The sequence below is a fragment of the Brevibacterium renqingii genome, assembly GCF_017808105.1.
Classification (GTDB): domain Bacteria; phylum Actinomycetota; class Actinomycetes; order Actinomycetales; family Brevibacteriaceae; genus Brevibacterium; species Brevibacterium renqingii.
Window position 1 is genome coordinate 79,592 of record NZ_JADBHF010000011.1, and the last position, 24,943, is coordinate 104,534.

Consider the following 24,943-nt stretch of genomic DNA (forward strand, 5'->3'; position numbering starts at 1 on the left):
CGTCCCTCGGACCTGTGGTCGTGCGCACCTCAATGAGGGGTCGATGTCTGCGCGGTTCGGTGGCAGGTGGCAGACTGGAGCCAACCACGGACGGAGTTCTCGCGTGTGCCCCTCCGATCCCCGCAGCTCGATAGCCGAAGGAGGCTCAGTTCGATGGAGATGCTCCAGGGCGTGTTCGACAATGTCAGCACAGTCTCGTCATACATCCTCGTGGCTGTTCTCATCCCCACAGGTCTGTACTTCACCATTCGCACGGGAGTCGTCCAAGTGCGGCTGCTCCCCGAGATGTTCCGCACGCTGACGGAGCCCGGCGGACGGGATTCGGAAGGCAACAGGAACATCTCTCCGTTCCGCGCCTTCTCCATCTCGGCGGCTTCACGCGTGGGCACGGCGAACATCGCCGGTGTCGCTCTGGCGATCTCGCTCGGCGGCCCCGGGGCGATGTTCTGGATGTGGCTGACTGCCATCGTCGGCGGTGCGACGGCCTTCGCCGAGTCCGCTCTCGGTCAGCTCTACAAGCTCAAGGACGGTCCCAACTTCCGAGGCGGCCCGGCGTACTACATCAGGCACGGGCTGAAGATGAAGTGGCTCGGACTGATCTTCGCCGTGATCGTCGCCATCACCTACGGCATCGTGTTCAACACGGTGCAGTCGAACTCCATCGTCGACGCGGTCGGCGCCTCATTCGGCGTCGAGGACTCGAACTTCATGTTCACGGCGATCGCGGGGCTGATCATCGCCGTCGGCGCCTATGCGATCTTCGCCGGCGGTGCCAAGCGCATCTCGAACATCTCCGCCTATCTCGTGCCGTTCATGGCCGGGCTCTACCTGATCGTCGGGATCATCGTCGTGGCGATGAACATCGGCGCCGTGCCGGGCATGATCGCCACGATCTTCTCCGATGCCTTCAGCATGCACTCGATCGCCGGCGGCACGCTCGGTTCGATCATGCTGGTCGGCGTGCAGCGCGGCCTGTTCTCCAACGAGGCGGGCATCGGCTCCGTTCCGAACGCCGCGGCGACAGCGTCGGCCTCGCATCCGGCCAAGCAGGGCTTCGTGCAGGCACTCGGCGTCTACTTCGACACGATCCTCGTGTGCTCGATCACCGCTTTCATCATCCTGCTGTCGAACCCGGAGTACGGCAGCTCGGCCGAGGGAATCCAGCTGACGCAGACCGCGCTGAGCGGGCAGCTCGGCCAGTGGGCGATCCACTTCCTCACCTTCGCGATCTTCCTCTTCGCGTTCTCGTCGATCCTCGGCAATTACTACTACGGCGAAGCCAATATCGAGCACCTGACGACGAACAGGACGGCTCTGCGCGTGTACCAGTTGATCGTGATGGCCGCGGTGTTCATCGGTGCGATCGCCGCCCTCGATCTCGTCTGGACCGCGGCAGACATCTTCATGGCCGTCATGGCGCTCATCAACCTCTTCGCCCTGATCCTGCTCTCGCCGCTGGTGTTCACGCTGCTGAAGAACTACATGGACCAGCGCCGTGCCGGACAGGAGCCGATCTTCCGTCGGGGCGATCTGCCCACATTCAAGTTCATCAACACCGAGGTCGACGCCTGGGACGGCACCGACGAGGTGACCACCGCGCAGTTCTGGCGGGACCGCGGCAGGAAGGTCCGTGACGACGGTCAGTGACGGCTGCAGTTGCGGTGCGGGCTTCGGCCGGCCCGGACGCGTGTCGACCGCCGACCCAGGCTCGGCCTTCCCCTGCCCCGCAGACAGGAAGAGGCCCGGTGCCGCCTCTGCGGCACCGGGCCTCCTGTGCTGATGCACTCACACTGCGGAGAGGCTCAACGCTCGTACGAGTTCTCAGCGACCGGCCGGTGTGAAGTCCGTGCTGCCGACGAACTCCGGCCGCGGCTTCGGCGCGGCAAAGGGTTCCACGCAGGCGTTCTCCACCGAGTTGTACACGATGAAGATGTTCGAGCGTGAGTACGGTGTGACGTTGCCGTTCGAAGCGTGCATGCAGTTGGAGTCGAACATGATCGCTCCCCCGGCGGCGCCTTCGAGCACATCGATTCCAAATTCGTCGGCGAATTCACTGAGCGTCTGACGGTCCGGGGTGCCTGCGCCCTGCATGATCAGAGACTTCCGATAGTTGTCCTCGGGAGTGCCTCCCACACAGCTGATGTAGCGTTTATGCGAGCCGGGCATGATCATCAGGGGACCATTGAACGAGTAGTTGTCCGTCAGCGACAGTGAGATGCTCACCGCACGGGGAGCGGGCATTCCGTCCTCCGCATGCCAGGTCTCGAAGTCGGAATGCCAGGAGAACTCCTTGCCGACGAATCCAGGCTTGTAGTTGATCCGGCTCTGATGGATGTAGACATCCGATCCGAGGATCTGACGTGCACGATCGACGAGTCGCGGATCGTTCGCGATCTTCCTGAAGATCTCATTGGTGCGATGGATGTCGAAGATCGACCGGACTTCGTCGGACTTCGCCTCGACGACCGTGCGCTCATCGGCCTTCACCTGAGGGTCGTGCGAAAGCCTGTGGAGTTCATCAGTGAAGAGAGTCAGTTCTTCGTGCGTGATGAGCTGATCGATCGTGAGATAGCCCGTGTCCTCGAAATGCTTGAGCTCCGTCGCCTCGAGGGGACCATCGTCGGGGGAACCGAAGACGATCGGACCCGTGCGCGGGAGGACCTCAGTGGCCTCACCGGAGCGAGTCGGATAGAGATCTGTGGCGGTGGTTGCAGTTGACACTGCTGTCATCATTTCTCCTTCCTTCGCTATGTGCCGACTGCCAGGCGGTGTCGTGACCGCTTATCGACCTGGCAAATCGGCTTGTGCGGCCACCGTAACAGGAGGACGTTCCCGGTGGTAGTCCGGTCAGAGCCAGAACAGCGAGACCGGCACTTTCGGGGCGATTCATTTCTGGTGGGTCGCCCCCGAAAGTGCCGGTCATTCATGCGACGGTCAGCGTTTGACCGACTTCGACGTGGCCCCGGTCGCCCAGCTGATCTGACTGAAAGTCACGCGGTAGGTCTTCTTGGTCTTCGACTTCACCTTGTACGTGGCCTTGCCCTTCTTCGCGGTGACCGTTTTCAAGGTCTTCCACTTGCTTCCGGATTTGACCTGGAACTTCACCTTCGGGTTGTAGGTGACTTTGCCGTACTTCTCCGGGTTGTAGACCTTCGTCTTCGAGGTCAGCGTGACGGTCTTGCCGCTGCGTTTGGTTGACAGCGAGGCGTAGGCCTTGCCGCGAACGTAGAAGTAGCCCTTGGTGTAGTCGGTGCGGGCGTACCAATAGGAGTTATAGTCCGCATCGTCATAGTCCGCATCAATCTCCGACGGGCCGATCCTGTATTTTCCGAGGCCCTCAAGACTCGGGCAGATCATTGCCCTGTCTTTGTCGTAGGGCCGCGAATAAGTACCGAAGAATGCTGTTGTCGAGTTCCCATAGCGGCCAGCGATGTCGGCATCGACGGACCAGGAGTCCACGTTCTTCTTCTTGTACTTCATATGCACGTCGAAGTACTTGCAATCAGAGTTGGCAATCACCATATTCTTGGCAGACAGCTTCGTGACGTCGAACGACATCTTGGCTGCCTCGGCGGAAACTGCTGGGCCGATGGCGAGAGCAACTGCGGCGACCGAAGCCACGAGGGCTCGTTTGAGGAACTTCATAGAGACTCCAACTGAAGAGGGGACGAAAGAGATGCCTGAGTTGGAGTCAATGAGAGTGGAGTCGGCAACGACAGGTTACGAAACTTGAAAGTTGTATGACCGAACAATACCACGCATGAAGTCAGCTCGGAGCAGATTGTCGGCGACGGAACGAGCACGTGCAGTCGCCTTGGAGAAGCCGGCAGCCGCGTTTGTGGTCACTGAGCCGAGGCATATCTGCGATTTCGGCGGACCCTCCTCGGCGGAGTGACCACAAACGACAGGCTGCACACGCGTGTGACACCGCTCCAGGCGCAGCCCACATCACAAAGGCGGCCCGAGCGAATACGCTCGGGCCGCCTCGGCGGGTGAAGGATGATCAGCTCACGGGTGCTTCTTCGTCTTCGACGATCAGCGGGTAGACGCCGTTCTCATCGTGGACCTCGCGGCCGGTGACCGGAGGATTGAACACGCAGGCCATGCGCAGCTCCTCTTCGGCGACCACGGTGTGCTTCTCGTGACCGTCGAGCAGGTACATGACACCGTCGTGGAGCGGGTACTCCTTACCGGTCTCCTGGTCGGTCAGCGTTCCCTTGCCCTGCACGCAGTACACGGCTTCGACGTGGTTCTGGTAGTGGAACGTCGAGGTGGTTCCCGCATAGATCACCGTGTCGTGGAACGAGAAGCCGACGCGCTCCTTGCCGAGCACCATGCGGCGGCTGCGCCAGGTCTCGGACTTGATGTCGCGGTCGGTGTCATTGAGGTCATCGCGGTTGACTACGTACATTCGTGGTCCTTTCAGTGAAGTTCATGGAGTTCAGGGGTGCCGTCATGCGGCGGGCCGGCGCCACTGCTGCGGCGCCGGCCCGGACAGAGCTGAGATCAGGCCAGGACGGCCTCGGCGGCGGGAGCGAACTTGAGCACTCCGGCCTCGATGATGTCGAGCCCGGCCTGCAGATCGCGCGAGTCGATCGTCAGCGCCGGCATGATCTTGATGACCTCGTCCTCGGGACCCGAGGTCTCAAGGAGCAGGCCGTTGTCGAAGGCGTAGGCGGCGACCTTCTCGGCCACCTCGGTGTCCTCGAAGTGAAGCCCGGCCAGCAGACCGCGTCCGCGGATCGATGCGCCCTCGGCCTTCTCGACGATGGTGTCGAGGCGCTGGTGCAGCTCGGCGATCGTGTCGGCGAGCTGGTTCTGGAAGTCGTTGTCGGCCCAGAAGTTCTTGATCGCAGCGGTCGCGGTGACGAACGCGGGGTTGTTTCCGCGGAACGTGCCGTTGTGCTCGCCCGGCTCCCAGACGTCGAGCTCGGGACGGAACAGGGTCAGCGCCATGGGCAGACCCGATCCGGAGATCGACTTCGAGAGGCAGACGATGTCGGGCTCGATGCCGGCCTCTTCGAAGCTGAAGAAGGAACCGGTGCGGCCGCAGCCGGCCTGCACGTCATCGACGATGAGGAGGATGTCGTGCTTTTTCGTCAGCTCCGACAGTGCGCGCAGCCACTCGGCCCGAGCGGCACGGAGTCCGCCCTCGCCCTGCACGGTCTCGACGATGACGGCAGCGGGCTTGTCGACGCCCGAGCCCGAGTCCTCGAGGACCTTCTCCAGCCACAGGAAGTCCGGGATCTCGCCGTCGAAGTAGTCGTCGTACGGGATCTTCGAGCTGTTGGTCAGCGGGATGCCTGCGCCTTCGCGCTTCATCGAGTTGCCGGTCACCGACAGCGATCCCAGCGTCATGCCGTGGAAGGCGTTGGTGAAGGAGAGCATGTGCTGACGTCCCGTGACCTTGCGGGCCAGCTTGAGGGCGGCCTCGACGGTGTTGGTGCCCGTCGGTCCGGGGAACATGATGGAGTAGTCGAGCCCACGCGGCTTGAGGATGAGGTCCTGGAAGGTCTCGAGGAACTCACGCTTGGCCGGCGTCTTCATGTCCATCGAGTGCAGCACGGCTCCCGACTGCAGGTATTCGATCAGCGGGTTCATCACGACAGGGTTGTTGTGCCCGTAGTTGAGCGCACCGGCGCCGGAGAAGAAGTCGAGGTATTCGTTGCCGTCCTCGTCCCACTGCTTCGCGCCCAGCGAGCGGGCGAAGGTGGCGGGCCAGGAGCGGCAGTAGCTGCGAACGGCGGATTCGCGAGTTTCGAAGATATCGGGCTTGGCAGGTGTGGAGCTTTCGGTCATCACTGGAGTCCTTTCGACTTCTTGATTGTGCGTCTGCACTTATGCAGGCGCCGAGGCGGTGGCCGCAACCGCTCATCGCGGGCAGTCGCTTCCGCCTCCTGACGCCGAGCGCTTCCCTTGATGCAGGGCTCCGCGCGACGCCGTGGTGTGGCTCGTTACAGCGGTGCGATCTCGTAGAGGTATTCGGTGTCGTGGCCGTCCGGGTAAAGGTCCGGGGTGAACAGCGGTCGACGGTCGAAACCTGCTCCGCGCTGTTCGGCGAACGCCTGGAACAGACGGTTCGAGGCCGCGTTGTCATCGGTGATCGTCGTCTCCAAGCGGAGAGCGCCGGTCCGATCGGCCAGTTCGTGGAGCATGGTCGATGCGAGTCCGTGGCCACGGAACTTCTCGTCGACGGCGACCTGCCAGATCATCAGGGTGTCCGGATTCTCCGGACGGGTGTACCCGGTGATGAAGCCGGCGGGCTCTCCGTCGATCCGCGCAATCACCGAGGTCTCCGCGAAGTCGCGGCACCACAGCAGGTACGAGTACGAGGAGTTCAGATCGAGCACGGCTGTGTCTTTCGCGAGCCGCCATAGATGTTGTCCGTCCTCCAGCTCGGGAGTACGAACGTCGGTTTGCGTCTTCGGTTCAGCGAGTGCGTTTCTCACGCCAACAAACCTAACGGGATGAGATCGAGCGTCAACCCCACAACCATCGATTACGGGGCACTTTCGCAACCATCGTCGCGAACCACCGACATGTAACGAACCCGGTCTTCCCCATGGCATCTCTGGGATGTGACGGGGCACTCCTTCGCGCTCATTCCGGGCTGGAGCTTCGTTATCGTTTCGTTACATTTGCGCCGGCCTGGAACAGCGGTTCCACGTGTTCCATGTCACTTGGACGGAATTGGGACAGCAAGCAGGCTTGTCAGTTTGCGCGGGGATTTCGGCGCAGTTCCACGCGCTGTTCCGGGGCCTGAATCCGGAAGGCGACGCGGGCGGCGGCCCCGAGGCGGACCGGAGGAGGACCGGGCAGCGGCCGGAGCATCGCCCGGCGGCGGCCCGGAGTGGACCGGGCGGCGGCCCGGGGTGGGCCAGGCAGTACATTCGGGCCTCGGCTGCAACCGGCCCTTCGGCGTCTTAAGTGGTCGTTTTGGGCTGGGCCCACCTGCGGAAAATCCGCCCATTTCTCCCACCTAAGCGCCCCACAGACGGGGCTGATGCGTCAGCACCGAAACAGCGGTCACGTTCGGATACTTTCCAGCGAGAAAAGTATCCGAACGTGACCGCTGTTTGAGGATGAGGCACCCTGCGAGGGCCTCCCCCGCCGAGGCTCCCCCGGTGGGCACCCTGCGAGGGCCTCCCCCGCTGAGGCTCCCCCGGTGGACCTGCCCCGCCGAGGCACCCTGCGAGGTCTGCCCCGCTGAGGCACCCCTGCCGAGGCACCCTGCGGGGTCACTCCCGCGCCGAGACCGGGCTCAGCACTCGACGACGTTGACGGCGAGGCCGCCCAGTGCCGTCTCCTTGTACTTCGAGGACATGTCCGCGCCGGTCTGACGCATCGTCTCGATCACCTCGTCGAGGCTGACCCGGTGCTGGCCGTCGCCCCACAGCGCCATCCGGGCGGCGTTGATGGCCTTGCCGGCGGCGATCGCGTTGCGTTCGATGCACGGCACCTGCACGAGTCCGGAGATCGGGTCGCAGGTCAGGCCCAGGTTGTGCTCCATGGCGATCTCGGCGGCGTTCTCCACCTGCTCGGGGGTCCCGCCCATGACCGCGGCCAGTCCTCCGGCCGCCATCGACGAGGCGGATCCGACCTCGCCCTGGCAGCCCACCTCGGCGCCGGAGATCGAGGCCCGCTCCTTGTAGAGGACTCCCACCGCCGCCGAGGTGAGCAGGAAGTCGATGATGGCCCTGTGCTTGGCGGATTCGCCGCCCTCGGCCACGGAGGTGACGTAGTTGAGGGCGTAGTGCAGAACCGCGGGGATGATGCCGGCCGCACCGTTCGTCGGTGCGGTGACCACCCGGCCGCCCGAGGCGTTCTCCTCGTTGACGGCCATGGCGATGAGGTTGACCCATTCGAGGTAGTAGCCGGGATCGCGATCGGGGTCCTCGGCCTTGAGTTTGAGGTACCAGTCATGGGCCCTCCTGCGCACCTTGAGCCCGCCGGGCAGGTAGCCCGAGCGATCCAGCGAGGCCGAAGCGCATTCCTCCATCACGGAGTAGATGTGGAGCAGCCCGTGCCGGATCTCTTCCTCCGATCGCATGGACAGCTCGTTGGCATGCATGATCTCGGTGATCGACATACCGGTCTCGGCGCAGCGCTGGAGCAGCTCGGCGCCGGAATGGAACGGGTAGGGCAGCTCTCCGCTGGAGGACTCGAGTTCGGCGTCGACGACGGACTCGGACACCGCGAACTCCGAATCCGCGCCACCCGCGGCTTCGGCCTCGGCGGCTCTCTCCTTCTCGAGGAATTCGGTCTCGGAGGTGACGAACCCGCCTCCCACGGAGTAGTAGGTCTCTTCGGCCAGGGTCTCGCCCGCGGAGTCGAGGGCGGTGATCGTCAGTGCGTTCGTGTGGCGGGGGAGGACGGTCAGCGGTCGTTTGACCATGTCGTCCTCGGTGAAGGCGAGCTCGACACCGGCTCCGGTGGAGTCGCCGAGGATGATCGTCCCGGTCTCGGACATCCGTGTCCGGCGGGCGGTGAGTTCGTTGGCCTCGACGAGGTCGGGCCGGCAGCCCTCGAGACCGAGCAGGATGGCGTCGAACGTGCCGTGGCCGGCACCCGTGGCGGCCAGGGATCCGAAGACATCGACCTTGATGCCGGCCACGGATCCCAGCGATTCGCCGAGGAGGTTGATGAAGCTCGAGCCCGCACGCATCGGTCCGACGGTGTGGGAGCTCGAGGGTCCGATGCCGACGGTGAAGAGGTCGAAGACGCTCAATGGCATGGCAATCACTTCGTTTCTGGTGGGATGACGACGGGGCCGACCGAGCGACCGTGCACGCAGCGTGCACGGGAAGCCTGCGCGGGCGCTCACGCCCGTGCCGACCTCGGCCGACCCCGCATGAAAGGGGTGGTCCCTCCTCAAGAGCGCGCGCTTCCGTGTGGAGGACGCCTCTCGAGAAAGGGTTTCCTCAGAGAGAGTTGGCTTCGGCGTAGCCGGCGGCATCCATGACTTCGCCGACCTCGGTCACGTTGACCTCGAACAGCCAGCCCTCGCCGTAGGGATCGGAGTTGAGCAGTCCGGGTGAGTCCACGGCCGCCTCGTTGATGGTCACGACTTCCCCGGAGACCGGGGTGTAGAGGTCGGACACGGACTTCGTCGATTCGACTTCGCCGCACGTCTCGCCTGCGGTGATGGTGTCGCCGACCTCGGGCAGGTCGACGTAGACGACCTCGCCGAGGGCATCGGATGCGACGGCGGTGATGCCGACCTTGACGGTCTTGCCGACGAGTTCGTCGGCCGCACCGTCGACCCACTCGTGTTCGGCGGAGTAGGTGTAGTGCTCAGGGAGCGGGGGCAGCTGTGCCATATGTCTTTCCTTCTCTGCGGCCTGCGCCGGTGGGCGGAGGCCGCGACGTTGTCGGGCAGGTGAGACCAGTGTACGAGCCACCGGTCTCACCTGGATGAACTCAGTGGGACTGTCGTGTGTAGAACGGCAGTTCGGTGACGGTGAAGTCGTGGGCCTTGCCGCGGATGTCGACGGTCACCTCGGTGCCCGCCTCGGCGTGGTTCCGGTCGAGATAGGCCAAGGCGATAGGGTGGCCGAGCGTCGGCGAGGGCTGGCCCGAGGTGACGGTGCCGATCTCCGCGCCGTCGATCGACACCGCGGCACCGGAGCGGGCGGCCCGGCGGCCTGCGGAGGTCAGGCCCACGAGCACGCGCGGGGGTTCGGTCTTGCCGAGTTCGGCCAGGGCTTCGCGGGCGAAGAAAGTCTCCTTCGTCTTGAACCCGATCATCCGTCCCAGCCCGGCATCGTACGGCGTGGTCTCGAGGTCGAGTTCATTGCCGTACAGCGGCATTCCGGCCTCGAGGCGCAGCGAGTCGCGTGCGGCCAGTCCGCAGGGGACGAGTCCGTAGTCGGCACCCGAGGTCACGAGCGTCTCCCACAGGCGGGTCGCGCCGATGTTCGGGATGTAGAGCTCGAAGCCGTCCTCGCCGGTGTAGCCGGTGCGTGCGAGCATGAGATCGATGCCGGCGATCGTCAGCGGCATCCACGCGTAGTACTTGAGCTCGCGCACCGCCTCGCCGAGGGTGATCTTCTCCTGCCCCGCCGAGGTGGCTCCCCCGTTGACGGCGTCCGTGACCTCGGCCTGCGCGCTGTCGCCGGTGCCGGTGCGCGGGCCGAATTCGCCGTCGGCGCTCTCGTCGAGGGCGCGGAGGATGATGGCCTCGGAGTTCGGGCCCTGGACGGCGATGAGCGCAGTGGCGTCGGACTCGTCGAAGAGCCGCACGGCGGCACCGGGTGCGATATCGGTGAGGAAGGTCTCCATCCGCTCCTTCAGCGCGGTGACCACAGCGCGGGTATTCGCAGCGTTGGGCACGATGAGGAACTCCTCATCGCCGATGCGGTAAGTGATGAGGTCATCGAGGATGTACCCGCCCTCGTTGACGATCACACCGTATCTGGCCTTGCCGATCTTCATCTTCGAGTACTTCGCGACGAACGCGTAGTCGAGGAAGGCGGCGGCATCGGCGCCGGTGATGCGCACCTCGCCCATGTGGGAGAGGTCGAAGATGCCCGCGGCCTCGCGCACGGCACGGTGTTCGGCCAGTTCCGAACCGTACTTCAGCGGCATGTCCCAGCCGCCGAAGTCGGTGAACGAGGCGCCAAGCTCGGCGTGCTCGGCGTGCAGCGGGGTCTCCTTGGGCTTCTGCGTGTTCTCAGTCATCACTTGTCCTCTTCCTCGAACTCTTCGAAGGCCTCTGGCGGCGGGCAGGAGCACACCAGGTTGCGGTCGCCGTAGGCGCCGTCGATCCGGCTGACCGGCGGGAAGTACTTCGTCAGGCGCAGACCCGGGACCGGGAAGACAGCGGTTTCGCGGCTGTACTTGCCGTCCCAGTCGTCCATCACCACGGTCGCCGGATGCGGGGCTCCGTACAGCGGGGACTCCTCATAGGAGTATTCGTCGCCGATCGCGTCGATCTCGGCGCGGATGGTGCGCATGGCCTCGATGAAGCGGTCGAGTTCGGCCTTGTCCTCGGATTCGGTCGGTTCGACCATGAGGGTGCCCGGCACGGGGAACGCCAGCGTCGGGGCGTGGAAGCCGAAGTCGATGAGGCGCTTGGCCACATCCTCGGCGGTGACGCCGGACTTCGCGGTGGCCTCGCGCAGGTCGAGGATCGTCTCGTGTCCGACGAGGCCGTGCTCGCCCGAGTAGAGGACGGGGAAGACGTCGTCCAGCTTCTTCGCGAGGTAGTTCGCTCCCAGCAGTGCGGCCCGTGAGGCTTCGCGCAGCCCTTCGGCTCCCATGAGCTCGAGGTAGGCGAAGCTGATCGGCAGCACACCGGCGGAGCCGAACATCGATCCGGAGATCGGCGGGGTCACGGAGTGGTCGGCGTCGGCGACGAGTTCGGGCGAGGTGGCGTCGCCGGGCAGGTATGGAGCGAGGTGCTCGCGCACGGCGACCGGTCCGACTCCGGGCCCGCCGCCTCCGTGGGGGATGCAGAAGGTCTTGTGCAGGTTGAGGTGGGAGACGTCGCCGCCGAACTCGCCGGGCTTGGCCAGACCGACCATGGCGTTGAGGTTCGCCCCGTCGACGTAGACCTGGCCGCCGGCGGCGTGGACCTTCTCGCAGACCTCGCGCACCTGGGACTCGAACACCCCGTGGGTCGAGGGATAGGTGATCATGATTCCGGCGATCTTGCCCGCGTGCTTCTCGATCTTCGCATCGAGGTCGTCCATGTCGACCGAGCCGTCCTCGGCGGTGCCGACGACCTGGACCTGGAGGCCGGCGAGGACGGCCGAGGCGGCGTTCGTGCCGTGTGCGGACTGCGGGATGAGGACGACGGTGCGCTCGTCGTCGCCGCCCGCCACATGGTAGCTGCGGATGGCGAGCAGTCCGGCCAGCTCACCCTGGGAGCCGGCATTGGGCTGCAGGGACACGCGGTCGTAGCCGGTGACCGCGGTCAGCGAATCCTCGAGGCGGGTGATGAGCGTGCGCCAGCCCTGGGTCTGCTCGGCCGGGGCGAAGGGATGGATCGAGGCGAACTCGGGCCAGGTGATGGGCTCCATCTCGGCGGCGGCGTTGAGCTTCATCGTGCACGAGCCCAGCGGGATCATCGTCCGGTCCAGGGCCAGGTCCCGATCGGCGAGCGTGCGCAGGTAGCGCATCATCGAGGTCTCGGAGCCGTGGGTGTTGAAGACCGGGTGGGTGAGGAATTCGGTGTCGCGGTGGAACTTCGCGTCGAAGGTCGGTTCCGGCACCGCGTGGGATCCGAAGGCACCCGCCGAGGCGGCTTCGAAGTCCGCAGCGTCGACCCGGGCGATGATGCCGAGTGCTTCGAGCACACCATTGGCGTCGGCGACCGTGTGGGGTTCGCCGAAGGAGATGCCGATCGTCGCGTTGTCGATGACGCGGATGTTGTAGCCGGCCTGGTCGGCGACGTGGCGGGCGGCTTCGGCGTCGGCCACGCGCAATGCGACGGTGTCGAAGAAGTCCCAGGTGGTCACCTCGGCGCCGGGGGCGGTGTCCGCGGCGACGGCGAAGGCACGGGCCAAACGGTGAACGCGCGAGGCGATCCGGGTCAGTCCGACGGGGCCGTGGTAGACGGCGTACATCGAGGCGACGTTGGCCAGCAGGGCCTGCGCGGTGCAGATGTTGGAAGTGGCCTTCTGCCGGCGGATGTGCTGCTCGCGGGTCTGCAGGGCCAGGCGGTAGCCGGGCTTGCCCTGGGCGTCCTTGGACACACCGACGAGGCGGCCGGGCAGCTGGCGCTTCAGGCCGCTCTTCACAGCCATGAACCCGGCGTGGGGCCCGCCGAAGAACAGCGGCACGCCGAAGCGCTGGGCCGAGCCCACGGCGATGTCGGCGCCCTGGGAGGCGCAGTCCTTGAGCAGGGTCAGCGCCAGCAGGTCGGCATCGAAGGTGACCAGTGCCCCGCGGTCGTGGGCACCGGTGACGGCCTCGGAGAAGTCGCGGATGGCGCCGGTGGTGCCGGGCTGGGCGCAGACGATGCCGAAGATGTCTTCGCCGACGAGGCCCTCGGCGAGGTCGGCGACGGTGACGCGGAAGTCCATGGCCCGTGCTCGGGCGCGGACGACGGCGATGGTCTGGGGATGGAGTTCGGAGTCGAGGACGACGGTGGTCCCCTTCTTCACGGCTCGGCGCATGAGCAGGACCGCCTCGGCGACGGCGGTGGCCTCATCGAGGAGGGAGGCGTTGGCGATGTCGAGGCCGGTGAGGTCCTGGACGACCTGCTGGAAGTTCAGCAGCGCTTCGAGCCGGCCCTGGGAGATCTCGGGCTGGTACGGGGTGTAGGCGGTGTACCAGGCGGGGTTCTCGACGAGGTTGCGACGGATGACGGCGGGGGTGATCGTGTCGTAGTACCCCTGGCCGATGAGCTGAGTGCGCATGACGTTCTGGGAGGCCAGATCGCGCAGATCGGCGAGAACGTCGAATTCGGAGCGGCCGGCGGGAAGGTCGAGCTCCTCATTCTGGATCGACGCGGGGACGGCGGCGGACGAGAGTTCGGCCAGGGAATCGTAGCCGAGTTCGGCGAGCATGGCCTGCACGTCGTCGGCGCGGGGGCCGATGTGGCGGTCGGAGAAGGGGCGTGCGGTGTCCCCTGTTTCCTGCGTCGTATGGGCGAGTGAACTGGTCAATTGCCGTCCTAGGGTCGGTGTCGCGCCCACCGATGGAGGACGCACTGATCACTGAGTGTCCTCCCCGATCTGTCGGGCCGCCGCCTCTCCCACGCCGGTGCGCGGCGGACGGGCGGTCCTTCAGATATGCCTGCAATCGGTGGTACTGGGCCTGAGAGTTTCCCGGGGAGGGAATTGCACCTACGGCGCTGCCCGGTGTCTGTCCGGCAGCTCTCCCACGTCATGTCTTAGCGGCGTATGAAGTTGTGCGCAGAACCGCGTGGAACTGCGCTTCCAATCCTAGTGAATGAAGTCACGCCCGACAAACCTCCTGATGCTCGCTTCAGCTCGCTCGCAAACGGTGGTCGCGGAAGCAGGGCTCGTCGGCCGCACCGCGGGTCGGCTCCGCAGGTGGGCGCAGGGGCAGCGCCGCAGCCGCTCAGGGGCACAACGCAGAGCTGTCACCCGCCGGGTCTCAAACGCAGTCCGGGCCTGCGCCTCACGCACGCCTGCTTTCTTCAGAACAGTGGTCGCAATCGGACAGAACAGTGGTCGCAATCGGATACTCTCCAACGAGAAAAGTATCCGATTGCGACCACATCTTGATTCGCCAACCCGTTTCTCGGCCGGTGTGCGCCGCGGCCTTCAGCGGCGGGCTCAAGCGCAGCCTTCAGAGGCAACGCTCCTCCGAGGTGCGTTGTCTGCGTCAGCTCAGGCGCTGCCGCCTGCGGTGATGACGCCGCCGTCGGCTGTGAGCACCTGCGCGGTGATCCAATCGGCGTCGGCCGACGCAAGATAGGCCACGGCTCCGGCGATGTCCTCGGGGGTGCCGAGCCGCTTGACCGGATAGGCCGCAGCGACCTCGTCCTCGCGCCCTTCGTAGAGGGCGGTCGCGAAGTTCGTCTTGACGACGGCCGGCGCAACGGCGTTGACGCGGATGTCCGGACCGAGCTCGACGGCCAGGGACTTGGTCAGATGGGAGACTGCGGCCTTCGAGATGCCGTAGAAGCTGATGCCGGGGCTCGGCCGCTCGCCGGCCACCGAGGAGATGCTCACGACCCGCCCCTTGTTCTCCCTGAACTTCAGGCCCTCGTGGTGAGCGGCGCCCTGGATCCAGGCGAGTGTGCCGAGGACATTGACGTCGAGGATCTTCCGTGCGGCATCGAGATCGATGTCGATGAGCGGACCGTAGACCGGATTGATCCCGACATTCGTGACGAGCACGTCGAGGCGACCGAACTTCTCCGCGATCGTGTCGAAGACCTCCGCCCGGTGCGCCGGATCGTCGGACTTGCCGGCGATGCCGAGTGCGGTGCCGTCCGGGAACTTCGCGACCGCCTCGTCGAGCGCCTCGGGTTTGCGGGCGGTGAGGATCACGGTGGCGCCCTCGGCATTGAGCCGCTGGGCGATGCCGAGACCGATGCCGCGGCTGGAGCCGGTGACGAGGGCGACCTGGCCTTCGAATCGGCAGCCGGACTGCGGGGTGGTTGCGGTGCTCTCTGACATGGGTGAACTCCAGTGTTCGGTCGGCGGGCGAATGCGATGATGCATGAAGCGAGCGTTCGTTCAGCAATCTGCTCCCATCGTAGGCACGACCATCAGGGAAGACAAGGAGAGAATGGGGATCATGAACCAGCTTGAGCACCACCTCGACCTCGGTCCGGCTCACCTGTTCCCGCTCGCTCGCGAAGCGGTTCTCACCTGGGCGCTGCAGGAGAGTGCGGGAGTGAGCGTGCGGCCGGCCCGCCGTGTGCACAGCGGTCAGGTCATCGATCTCAGGCTCAATCCTCTCTGGCCCGCCTCGCCGAGGCGGCTCCACGGTCGCGATCTGACCGTGCCGGTCGGGTCGTGCGTCGTCGTCCGAGTCATCGACGAAGCGGATCGGGCCGGGTTCACCTATCGCACTCTGCCGGGCCACGTGGAGACGGGAGAGGAGACCTTCCTCGTGATGGTCGGGCCGGACGGCCGCCTCGGCGTATCCATCACTGCCGAGTCGGTGCCCGGGCATCCGCTGCTCAAAGCAGCCGGGCCTGTGGCGGTGATGGGGCAGTCGATGATGGCGCGGCGGTACGCCGAAGGACTGCGAGGACTCCTCACCGCGAGCGCTTCCCGCCCTGTCCCTCCTGTGAGCGAGGCTCCATCAATATCGGTTCGCGCAACAATTGCTTCTCTTTATTGATTCCGCTGGTATATTGTGTTCTCAACCACGCACTCGCATCCGCAGCGCAGCATAGTCGACACCCACTGAGTCCGACCGCGCGCGGGCCGACCACCAAGAGGATCCTTCAACGATGACCGATGTCTCCGCACCGACCTCCGTCGGTGACAACCGCGAGAGCACCGACCAGGAGGCTTCTCCCCCGATCGATGACTTCCTGCCGCGTTCGGGCAGCGGCCCTCTCTCCGGCCAGACCGTCGTCGACTCCGACCGGGTCCGCGCCTGGCTCCGGCTGAACTCCACCCGCCCATAAGAGAGGAACCATGGACACCACAGAGCTCGATGACATCCTGGCCGCCGTCCGCGAATTCGTCCGCGAGAAGGTCGTGCCGCTCGAAACCCGAATCGAGGACGAGGACGCCATTCCCGAAGACATCATCACGGAATCCGCCGAGATGGGTCTCTTCGGGTGGGCACTGCCCGAGGAGCACGGCGGCCTGGGGCTCAACGCCGAGCAGGACGCGCTGCTGGCCATGGAGCTCGGCTACACGACACCGTCCTTCCGCTCCCTGTTCGGCACGAACAACGGCATCGCCGGACAGGTGCTCGTCAACTACGGCACGGATGAGCAGAAATCCGAATGGCTGCCCCGTCTGGCCTCCGGAGACGTCGTCGCCTCCTTCGCCCTGACCGAGTCCGAAGCCGGCTCCGACCCCTCGGGGCTGCGAACGAAGGCCGCCCGCGACGGCGATGACTACATCATCAACGGCAGCAAGCGCTTCATCACCAATGCCGAGGCCTCCGATGTGCTCATCGTCTTCGCCCGCACCGATCCCGATGCCACCGGCTCGAAGGGCATCTCGGTGTTCCTCGTGCCCACGAAGTCCGAGGGAGTGACCGTCGGCCCCCACGACCACAAGATGGGCCAGGCCGGAGCCTGGACCTCGGAGATCTTCTTCGACGACGTCCGCGTCCCGTCCGCCAACCTCATCGGCGGCGAGGAGGAGAAGGGCTTCTATGCAGCCATGGCCTCGCTGAACAAGGGCCGACTGCACATCGCCGCGATCTGCGTGGGCCAGTCCATCCGCATCCTCGACGAATCCGTCCGCTTCGCCGCCGAGGCGAAACAGGGCGGCGAGCCGATCGCGCGGTTCCAGCTCGTCCAGGCGATGCTCGCCGACATCTACACCGACACCGCCGCCGCGAAGTCCCTCGTGCTCTCGGCCGCACAACGCTGGGACGAAGGGACCGATCGCAAACTCGGCCCCTCCTCGGCGAAGCTCTTCGCCTCCGAAGCACTCGCCCGCATCGCCGACAAGGGAGTGCAGATCCAGGGCGGAATGGGCTACATGCGCGAATCCGCGGTCGAGCGCTTCTACCGCCATGCCCGACTGTTCCGGATCTACGAGGGCACCTCGGAGGTCCAGCGCGTCGTCGTCGCCCGGCAGCTGCTGGGTGGCGCACACAAGCCCCAGTTCAACCTCTGACACCGACACGTACACTGGCACCGACTTCACGGAAGGACTCTCCATGACCGACACCTCCACCCCTGCACCCGGCATCACCGCCACCGGCGGAGTCACAGCGATCCCCGGCCTGCTCAGCGGCAAGGTCGCCGTCGTCACCGGCGGCGCCCAGGGCCTCGGCCTGTCTATGGCCCGCAGCCTCGTCGACTCCGGGGCCAAGGTCGTCATCGGGGATATGAACGAGAACAGCCTCGCCTCCGCTGTCGAAGAGCTCGGCGGGGCCGAGTCCGCGGCCGGTGTCGTGTGCAATGTGTCCTCGCTGGAGAACGTCGAGAAGCTCGCCGAAGCCGCCACACGCACGTTCGGCGGTGTCGACATCTGGATCAACAACGCCGGCATCACGCGCGACGCGACGATCCGGAAGATGACCGAGCAGCAGTTCGACGACGTCATTTCCGTCCACCTGCGCGGGACCTGGAACGGCCTCAAGGTCGCCACCGGCCTCATGCGCGAGCAGGACCGCGGCGGTGCGATCGTCAACGTGTCCTCGATCAGCGGCAAGGTCGGCATGCTCGGCCAGTCGAACTACTCCGCAGCGAAGGCCGGCATCGTCGGCATGACGAAGGCCGTGGCCAAGGAGGTCGCGTTCAAGAACATCCGCATCAATGCGATCCAGCCCGGCTTCATCAACACCGCGATGACCGCGGCCATGCCGCAGCACGTCATCGATTCGAAGCTCGCCGAGATCCCGCTCGGTCGTCCGGGAGAGCCCGAGGAGGTCGCCTCGGTGGTCCTCTTCCTCGCCTCCGGCCTGTCGAGCTACCTCACCGGCACCGTCACCGAGATCTCCGGCGGCCGCCACATCTGATCACCTCTCCGCTCGCCGAGGCGGCCCTCCCTGCATCGCCGTCGCCGCTCCCCACCCGCTGAGTGGGGTGGAGCGCGAGATCGGCGGGCTTCGCGTCCCCGTGGGGGCGCGGTCCGGACGGGAGGTCAGGCGCGGTGCTTGATCTCACCGCCGACGACGGTCATGCCGACGCGGGTGTCTCGGATCGCCTCGGCGTGGGCGAAGAGAGCCTCCTCGCTCGTGTAGCCGAGCAGGCCGCCGGCAGCTCTATGGGCCTCTTCGAAGAGGCCGCTCGTCCCGTGCGCAGGCGTTTCCGGGTTCAGCCCTTCGGCGACGCATGGGTCCGTGTCGACGACGATGAAGTCGGCGTCCATTCCCGCGGCCAGATATCCGCGGCGGTCCTCGAGCCCGGCGGCGAATGCGGGGCCCTGCGTGTGCAGGCGGATCGCCTCGACAGCCGAGAGCCGACGTTCGGGCTGGAAGCTCGTGCCCGCATCACCCGAGATATCGGCCCTGGTCATCGCCGCATAGATCGCTGCGAAGGGGTTCGCGGGCTCGACAGGGCCATCGGAGCCGAAGACGACCTGCGCGCCGGCCGAGAGCAGGTCCGGCCAGGCGTAGGCGGCCAGGCCTGCGGATTCGTCGACGAGGTGGAGCAGATGCAGATCGGAGATGCAGTGCCGCGGCTGCATCGAGGCGATGACGTCGAGTTCGGCGAACCGGGCGAGGTCCTCGGGCCGGATGAACTGAGCATGTTCGACCCGGTGACGCAGAGGCCGACCGAACCTCTCCTCGGCCTCCCGCGTGGTCTCGCGCAGGCGTTCGAAGACATTGAGCACATGGTGGTTGGCCTGGTCGCCGATGGCGTGGATCGACACTGAGATGCCCGCCTCGGTGGCCCGCTCGGCGTTTTCGAACAGATCGTCTTCGGACATCTGCGCAATGCCGTAGTTGGCCTGGGGAGCGTCACTGCCGACCATCTCCTCGAGTATCGTGCCGGGATACGTGTGCGTGCCGTGCTCGAGCGCTTCGGTTCCGGTCCTGGGTGCTGCGCCGCTGAGGTCGGTTCCGTCCGCGGTCACCGCACCGGAATCGCCCAGAGTCTCGGACGCCTCAGGTGCGGGGAACGGCGAGGACATGTGGCTCGTGTGCGAGCCCAGCGCCCCGTCGGAGAAGAGCTTGAGTCCGCCTCGCTGCAGCCAGTCATCGCCGTCTCCGGTGTGCCAACCGGTCTCGATCGCCCACGGGACCTCATTGCCGCGCAAGTGCTGTGTCACCCGGATATGCTGCCGGTCGGCTTCCCGCAGATCATTCCAGCCCAGCGTCGAGGAGATGCCGTCGAAGTCGTGGAAGCCGGTCAGTCCCTGGGACAGGAAGAGCTTCTGCGTGCGATCGAGTCGTTCGACCTGTTCCTCGCGCGTGGGCTCGGGAATGAACCTGGCCACCAAGTCGGTCGCGTCCTCCCGGACGAGTCCGGTCAGCTCACCGTCCTCGTCGCGGACGAACTCCCCGCCCCAGGGGTCGGCCGTGAGCGCGTCGATTCCGGCGATCTCGAGGGCATGGCCGTTGGCCCAGAGTGTGTGGAGGTCGAGTGACCACATCGCCACCGGATGGTCGGGCACCGCCTGGTCGAGCAGTTCCCGGTCCGGGTAGCGAGGGTCATCCCACTTGTTGAGGTCCCATCCGGAACCGACGACCCACTCCCCCACCGGCAGCGTCCGGGCACGTTCGCGGATCGCTTCGACCGCCTCGGCCAGTGTTCGCGTCTGCGACAGATCGAGCTCCTCGATCGAATTCGCATAGGCGATCGAGTGCATGTGCCCGTCGACGAAGCCCGGCAGGATCACCTGTCCGCCGCAGTCGATCTCCTCGATCTCGAGCCCGGGGATGACGGTGGTCGCCCCGACCCCGCCCGCCGAGGCGAGCGCCGCCGTGGTCGATGATTCCGCGGCTGCGATGTCGAGAAGTTCGGCCCTGGTGCCGACGGCCGCGATCGTCTCGCCGTCGACGAGGATCGCGTCCGGAGGCGGTGTTGCAGTGTCGAGGAATCCGGGGGTGTCCGAGTCGGCCGAGGGCGCGAACGTGCGCACGATGGCGTTGGAGAACAGACGCATGGGCACCAGTCTAGAACGGGCGGTCACCGGCCAGGCCGACCCCTCGGCCCCGGGTGCGGCGGGAGGCTGCTCTGCGCTTCGAACACCCTCTTCTACGGGGAGTAGAATCGGCTCCATGACACACTTCTTCAGCACGAACGACTCGCGTCTGGCGGCGGGTGCGCGCCTCATCCTGCCTGCGATCTGGCTCGGGCTCATCATCGGCATCTCGCTCATCGAGGCCCCGCTGAAGTTCACCGCTCCGGGCATCACGATTCCATTGGGCCTGGGCATCGGCCGCCTCGTCTTCGGGGTGATGAACTGGGTGGAGCTCGTGATCGGCGTGCTCCTGCTGTGGGCGATGCTCAAGTCCGGTGTCGACCGCGCCTACCGTGGGGTGGCCAGCGGGCTCATCGCCGTGCTCATCATCAAGGTCGTCGTCATCCGCCCGCTGCTCAACCGGCGCACCGACGCCGTGCTCGCCGGCGTCGATGACGGCGGTTCGGCGCTGCACCTGTTCTACATCGCCGCGGACGGGCTGCTCATCCTCGGACTGGTCGCCGCACTCGTCCTCGCCGTCCGCCGCTGGGTGACGATCCGCCCTCAGTAGTACACGGCCAGACGACCGCGGCTGAGTGATGTGAGCCGAAATCGTCATCACGTTTCGTCCCCGGGTTAGTCACGTTTCGGACTGGTCATCTGGATTTGTCCTGATGACCTGTTCAGAACGTGATGACGATACTGGACCCGGCGGGACCCAGCCGGCTGAGAGCACGACGGCCGCGATCAGAGCGTGACGAAAGAATACCCCACGTCGGTGGCGGCGACGAGGTCTCGGTCGTGGGTCGCCCAGACGATCGTCTTCCCCGCTTCGGCGAGGTCGTTGACCAGCCAGGCGATCCGTGCGGCATTCGACGAGTCGAGCGCGGCCGTCGGCTCGTCGCACACGATGGTGTCGATGCCGCTGGCCAGCGCACGGGCGATGCACACGCGCGCCGCCTGACGCGCCTTGAAGAACAGTCACCGTCCCCGCGGGGACGTCCGCGTCGACCGGTCCCACGCGTGTGGAACCATAGTCGATCACCAAGTCTGTCAGCCTCATTCCGACCGCCCCCCATCGACCGCGCCCTCTCCGAGGCGGCGCAGCTCGTCCCCGTCCCTAAACGTCCAGGGCTTCGGTCGAGACCCGTCGGCCAGCGGCAGCGGATGCGCACCGGCGGCAGGTGCGGCCGGGGCCAACGCCTGAGCATAGGCATTCGCGGCGCGACCGGCGAAGAAGTCATCGACCGAGCAGATCTCGACGATATGTCCGTTGAAGACCACGGCCACTCGATCGCTGGGACGGGCATTGCGCTGCAGACCCGAAAGATCGTGAGTGACCGCGAGCACGGCGCTCACCGCAGCAGCACTTCCCCTCATCCCCGGGCACCAGCAAAGTTCCTCAACTCGGGTGACTGCTCAAACAGCTTCGCCGAGAAGTCATTGAGATGCAGCAGCTCTCTGAAGGTGAAATGGATGATCCGGTACCCCAGCCCGAGGAGCCGGTTCTGCTGCTCACCCTCGCTGCGTAAGAGGTCGGGGCCCATCAGCGCATACTTCCCGCTGCCGTCCACGGCGACAATCGTGCGCGTAGCCTCATGCAGAAAGTCGACGCGGGCGATGAAGCCTCGCGCATCGTCAATGTTCACCTGCTGCTCAAAGCCGGTCAAGCGCAGCGCCTTGAGATTCAGCGAGCAATAGCTTTCAGCAATGCTCTCAGACACCGCGCTCAGTGACTCGGCCATGTTCTGCGCGGTGATATGCCCGGTCTTCAGCCTCCCAACTGCTGGCAGAAAATGCTCCTCGATATGTCTTCGCCCCAAGTCTCGAAACCCCTGCGTGTATCCGAAGCGTGGATTGTATCCCGGGGCCGCTCGAATCACTGACTGCCGTAAAACCCATTCCATCGCAGCGAAAGCCGCCTGCTGACCTCGAAGTCCGATCAAGTCCAAACCGGTGCGAATCGCCGAGGTGGCTCGCAGGTGACCCAGCACAACCCGGTCCTCATCGTCGATGGTGCGCCGAGTTCTGACGATCTGCTTCGATGAGGAGTTGCTCCTGGGGTGAATAACCGTGATCGGTCCTTTGGGTACTTTGTACAAAGGAATGCCGTGGAGTATCGCTGCCGAGGTCCCCGAAATCGTGTCATCCGCCCGGTAGCGGCGATAACTGTTGATCGTCAGAGAACGCAGGAGATCTTGGTACTGAAAGTCACTGGCCAGGTCTGCCGCCGTTTTCCCCACGTGGAAGTCGATCCAATCGAAGTCGTCGATGAACCCCGCAATCCGTCGATGCGACGGTGCTCGGCAGTCCCTTACGACCGAATACACACCGGCGCAGAGCTTGAGCAGGCAGCAGTTCAGAGCTTGCTTGATCGTGCGGGAGGCGACACCGGCGGCGATGAATTCTTGTCGATAGACGATGTTGTTCATGCTGTGAGTCTGTGTGAGGACCGTCCGCAATTTCGATGCGGTGAAACTTGCCTGTGGAAGAGGCACCTTCATCCACTTACCGCAGGTGTACGAGTGATGCTGATGTCCACAAGTTCGCACTACCGAGCGACCGCTCGTACGATGAGGCCCTGTAGACGGCCAGGGGCTGTCGAATCCGCTGCAAGTGGCCGAGGCTCAGGGATTTCCTCGTCTGATCGTGCCACCGTCAGACCCGCGTTCGTTCACAAGGTTGAACGATCGAGTCGGCGCTGCAACGACCACGTCACGCAAGCACTCAATACACATTCGGCGCAACCAGGCACCATACTTTGTACTCGCGCAACCACATTCGGTGCACACCGGCTTCACCTCGGGTGCCTGACATCTGTTCGCGCCCTGATGACATGGACGCGATGTGGTGCCACCCCACTGCTGCCCGTTCCAAGCCGGCCAAATTCCCCAGAAGACGGCCGAACGCCCCGATGAAGAATTACTCCATCGAGGCGTCGTACCCGTCAAATGAGCGGCTTGCGGTCTACACCGTACAAACGCGAAACATGTCGAACGCTCAGGACGTCACAGCGACCTGACCACGATCTGTCTTGACCGGTCCATCACCGCCGGGGCGAATGTCGAAATCGAAGATCTCGGTCGGCAGGAACAGCGAACAGCACGCGTTCGGAATGTCGACGACCGAGCTCAGTCGCCCCTGGATCGGTGCAGTGCCGAGGATAAGATACGCCTGTTCACCGGTGTAGCCCCATTTCTTGAGGTACTCGATAGCATTGAGGCAGGCATTTCGATAAGCCTCGGTTGCATCCATGTACAGGTTTGTATCGTCTCTGTGGTCGACTGAGATTCCAGTGAACGTCAGCCATTCGGAGTATGTCGGCTCTACTCGGCTGGGCTGGAAGATGGGGTTGTGAGTCACCCCGTAGGTTTCCATTCCACCCTTGATCACCTCAAAGTGCAGGTCGATGAAACCGCCCATCTCAATGGCACCGCAGAAGTTGATCTCACCGTCTCCCTGGCTGAAGTGCAGATCGCCGACCGAGTACTTCGCGCCGTCAACATACACCGGGTAGTAGACGCGAGATCCTCGAGTGAGGTTCATGACGTCCATATTGCCGCCGTGCTCGCGCGGGGGAACCGTCCGCGCACCTTCCTGTGCGACACGTGCGGCGATTTCAGTATCGGCGGTTCCTGCGAGCGCCGAGGCGACTGTGGGTGGAATCGCCAGTGGAGGCACTCGCTCGGGATCGGTATCGACCAATGCCTGCTCGCGCTTGTTCCAGCGCGACAGCAGCTCGGGTGAGGGCGCAGTGCCAGCAAGTCCCGGGTGCTGGATTCCCGTATAACGGACTCCGGGGATGTGCCGCGAGGTGCATTCCTGTCCACGGAAATCCCACACTGCCTTATATGCATCGGGGAAGTAGTCGGTGAGGAAGCCACCGCCGTTGACCTTTGCGAAGATGCCCGAATAACCCCAACCCTCGCCACAGTTGTCGCCTTTCGTCTGAGTAGCGGGCCCGAGGTCGACGATGTCGACAACGAGGAGATCTCCCGGGGCAGCGCCTTCGATGTCGAAAGGCCCGGACAGCATGTGGTTGTGGTCGAGGTCGACGTCTCGGACGTCGTTTGCCGAGTCGTTGTTGCCGATCTGCCCGTCAGTCCATTCCTTGCTTTCGATTCGGACGAGGTTTTCGGGCTTGATAGTTGCGGCTGATGGAATGTCGGGGTGCCAGCGGTTGTGACCGGGGACTGCTTGATCGCGCATCGACTTATCGTGATCGACGCTGAACACTACTTCGGGCATTGCATGACTCCTTTGAGTGAAAACACCTTGTCTTGCAGGTCGGATGGTCTTGTGGGTCAGGTGGAAATTCGACACATGCGAAGGCCTCGTGTCAGCCCGGGGACTGCCCCGGAACCGCATTCACCTGATGCCGACGCGATCCGGCGGCGCAGCGCTCCGTGCAGGTGGAATGCGGCGAGTGACCAGGGGAGCTTCAGCACTGCGCTCGGATTGAGCAACGGCTCGGTCGAGCGAGGGGTTCAGTCCACTCAGGTGAGGAACTTCGTAGCTCCTCTTGCTCTCGTCATTACATGTCGGACATCGCCCGGCAAGTGAGCTCTGGGACATTGGGCGGACGAGAGAAAACGACCCGCAACGGGCGCAGGTATATGAGTATGTCGGCAATGGGCACCTCCCTGTGCTTTCAATCACAATAGTTTCAGATGAAAGCATTAGTCAAGAGTCTGCACCGGCCCGAGCCCCTTCACCGTGCCGCCGCCAAGGCCCACAGACGCTGGGCA

The 24,943-nt window shown here is 64.9% G+C and carries 22 protein-coding genes and 1 riboswitch; of the genes, 6 read left to right on the forward strand and 16 right to left on the reverse strand.

The window, feature by feature from the left end:
* The first annotated feature begins 153 nt into the window (after positions 1-153).
* Positions 154-1,647 carry an alanine/glycine:cation symporter family protein gene (locus IHE57_RS12285; RefSeq protein ID WP_209324943.1) on the forward strand — a complete coding sequence of 498 codons (1,494 nt, stop codon included), beginning with the start codon at positions 154-156 and terminating at the stop codon, positions 1,645-1,647.
* A 174-nt stretch (positions 1,648-1,821) separates the two neighbouring features.
* Here IHE57_RS12285 and thpD read toward each other — a convergent pair whose 3' ends face one another.
* The 10 genes from thpD to IHE57_RS12335 form a co-directional block, all read right to left on the reverse strand.
* On the reverse strand, positions 1,822-2,730 hold the full coding sequence (gene thpD / locus IHE57_RS12290) for an ectoine hydroxylase (RefSeq protein ID WP_209373351.1): 909 nt from the start codon (positions 2,728-2,730) through the stop codon (positions 1,822-1,824).
* Positions 2,731-2,934: 204 nt separating this feature from the next.
* Positions 2,935-3,645 (reverse strand): hypothetical protein, encoded by a 711-nt coding sequence (locus IHE57_RS12295; RefSeq protein ID WP_209373359.1) that lies wholly within the window; start codon positions 3,643-3,645, stop codon positions 2,935-2,937.
* A gap of 358 nt (positions 3,646-4,003) precedes the next feature.
* Positions 4,004-4,411: an ectoine synthase gene (locus IHE57_RS12300; RefSeq protein ID WP_209324940.1), complete on the reverse strand. Its 408-nt coding sequence runs from the start codon at positions 4,409-4,411 to the stop codon at positions 4,004-4,006.
* 95 nt (positions 4,412-4,506) lie between these two features.
* Positions 4,507-5,799, reverse strand: coding sequence for a diaminobutyrate--2-oxoglutarate transaminase (ectB, locus tag IHE57_RS12305; RefSeq protein WP_209324939.1), 1,293 nt, complete (start codon positions 5,797-5,799; stop codon positions 4,507-4,509).
* Positions 5,800-5,954: 155 nt separating this feature from the next.
* Entirely contained in the window at positions 5,955-6,350 is a 396-nt protein-coding gene (ectA, locus tag IHE57_RS12310; protein ID WP_425491448.1) for a diaminobutyrate acetyltransferase, read from the reverse strand.
* Between the two features lie 911 nt (positions 6,351-7,261).
* Positions 7,262-8,734, reverse strand: coding sequence for an L-serine ammonia-lyase (locus IHE57_RS12315; RefSeq protein WP_209326022.1), 1,473 nt, complete (start codon positions 8,732-8,734; stop codon positions 7,262-7,264).
* A gap of 187 nt (positions 8,735-8,921) precedes the next feature.
* Positions 8,922-9,320 carry a glycine cleavage system protein GcvH gene (gcvH, locus tag IHE57_RS12320; protein ID WP_209326021.1) on the reverse strand — a complete coding sequence of 133 codons (399 nt, stop codon included), beginning with the start codon at positions 9,318-9,320 and terminating at the stop codon, positions 8,922-8,924.
* 100 nt (positions 9,321-9,420) lie between these two features.
* A complete protein-coding gene (locus tag IHE57_RS12325; RefSeq protein ID WP_209373361.1) occupies positions 9,421-10,680 on the reverse strand; it encodes a glycine cleavage system aminomethyltransferase GcvT in 1,260 nt (419 codons plus the stop codon).
* Positions 10,680-13,613 (reverse strand): aminomethyl-transferring glycine dehydrogenase, encoded by a 2,934-nt coding sequence (gene gcvP / locus IHE57_RS12330; RefSeq protein WP_209373363.1) that lies wholly within the window; start codon positions 13,611-13,613, stop codon positions 10,680-10,682. The genes IHE57_RS12325 and gcvP overlap by 1 nt, the downstream gene beginning before the upstream one ends.
* Positions 13,614-13,743: 130 nt before the next feature.
* Positions 13,744-13,841: riboswitch (glycine riboswitch) on the reverse strand.
* A 462-nt stretch (positions 13,842-14,303) separates the two neighbouring features.
* Positions 14,304-15,098 (reverse strand): SDR family oxidoreductase, encoded by a 795-nt coding sequence (locus IHE57_RS12335; protein WP_209373364.1) that lies wholly within the window; start codon positions 15,096-15,098, stop codon positions 14,304-14,306.
* Between the two features lie 121 nt (positions 15,099-15,219).
* On the opposite strand from IHE57_RS12335, the gene IHE57_RS12340 reads away from it, so the two are divergent.
* The 4 genes from IHE57_RS12340 to fabG all read left to right on the forward strand — a co-directional run bounded on the left by IHE57_RS12340 (position 15,220) and on the right by fabG (position 18,084).
* Positions 15,220-15,771, forward strand: coding sequence for a DUF1990 family protein (locus IHE57_RS12340; protein ID WP_209373366.1), 552 nt, complete (start codon positions 15,220-15,222; stop codon positions 15,769-15,771).
* Positions 15,772-15,883: 112 nt separating this feature from the next.
* Positions 15,884-16,063: a hypothetical protein gene (locus IHE57_RS12345; protein ID WP_209373368.1), complete on the forward strand. Its 180-nt coding sequence runs from the start codon at positions 15,884-15,886 to the stop codon at positions 16,061-16,063.
* A gap of 10 nt (positions 16,064-16,073) precedes the next feature.
* The gene (locus IHE57_RS12350; protein ID WP_209373369.1) at positions 16,074-17,237 is read left to right on the forward strand and encodes an acyl-CoA dehydrogenase family protein; all 1,164 of its coding nucleotides are present in this window, start codon (positions 16,074-16,076) and stop codon (positions 17,235-17,237) included.
* Positions 17,238-17,280: 43 nt separating this feature from the next.
* Complete coding sequence (gene fabG / locus IHE57_RS12355; protein WP_209373371.1) at positions 17,281-18,084, forward strand: 3-oxoacyl-ACP reductase FabG; 804 nt, start codon at positions 17,281-17,283, stop codon at positions 18,082-18,084.
* A 125-nt stretch (positions 18,085-18,209) separates the two neighbouring features.
* Here fabG and IHE57_RS12360 read toward each other — a convergent pair whose 3' ends face one another.
* Positions 18,210-20,177, reverse strand: coding sequence for an amidohydrolase (locus IHE57_RS12360; RefSeq protein ID WP_209373372.1), 1,968 nt, complete (start codon positions 20,175-20,177; stop codon positions 18,210-18,212).
* 115 nt (positions 20,178-20,292) lie between these two features.
* Between IHE57_RS12360 and IHE57_RS12365 the strand changes: the two genes are divergently transcribed.
* Positions 20,293-20,766: a hypothetical protein gene (locus IHE57_RS12365; protein ID WP_209326012.1), complete on the forward strand. Its 474-nt coding sequence runs from the start codon at positions 20,293-20,295 to the stop codon at positions 20,764-20,766.
* Between the two features lie 176 nt (positions 20,767-20,942).
* Here IHE57_RS12365 and IHE57_RS12370 read toward each other — a convergent pair whose 3' ends face one another.
* From IHE57_RS12370 to IHE57_RS16740, 5 genes are all read right to left on the reverse strand, one after another.
* Positions 20,943-21,146, reverse strand: coding sequence for a P-loop NTPase family protein (locus IHE57_RS12370; protein WP_209373374.1), 204 nt, complete (start codon positions 21,144-21,146; stop codon positions 20,943-20,945).
* 108 nt (positions 21,147-21,254) lie between these two features.
* Entirely contained in the window at positions 21,255-21,575 is a 321-nt protein-coding gene (locus tag IHE57_RS12375) for a hypothetical protein (protein WP_209373376.1), read from the reverse strand.
* A complete protein-coding gene (locus tag IHE57_RS12380; RefSeq protein WP_209373378.1) occupies positions 21,572-22,627 on the reverse strand; it encodes a putative endonuclease domain-containing protein in 1,056 nt (351 codons plus the stop codon). Before IHE57_RS12380 ends, IHE57_RS12375 begins: the two co-directional genes overlap by 4 nt.
* 568 nt (positions 22,628-23,195) lie before the next feature.
* Positions 23,196-24,443: a formamidase gene (gene fmdA, locus IHE57_RS12385; RefSeq protein ID WP_209373380.1), complete on the reverse strand. Its 1,248-nt coding sequence runs from the start codon at positions 24,441-24,443 to the stop codon at positions 23,196-23,198.
* A gap of 120 nt (positions 24,444-24,563) precedes the next feature.
* Positions 24,564-24,875, reverse strand: a complete 312-nt coding sequence (locus IHE57_RS16740) for an FmdB family zinc ribbon protein (protein ID WP_209373382.1) — start codon at positions 24,873-24,875, stop codon at positions 24,564-24,566.
* Positions 24,876-24,943 lie beyond the last annotated feature (68 nt).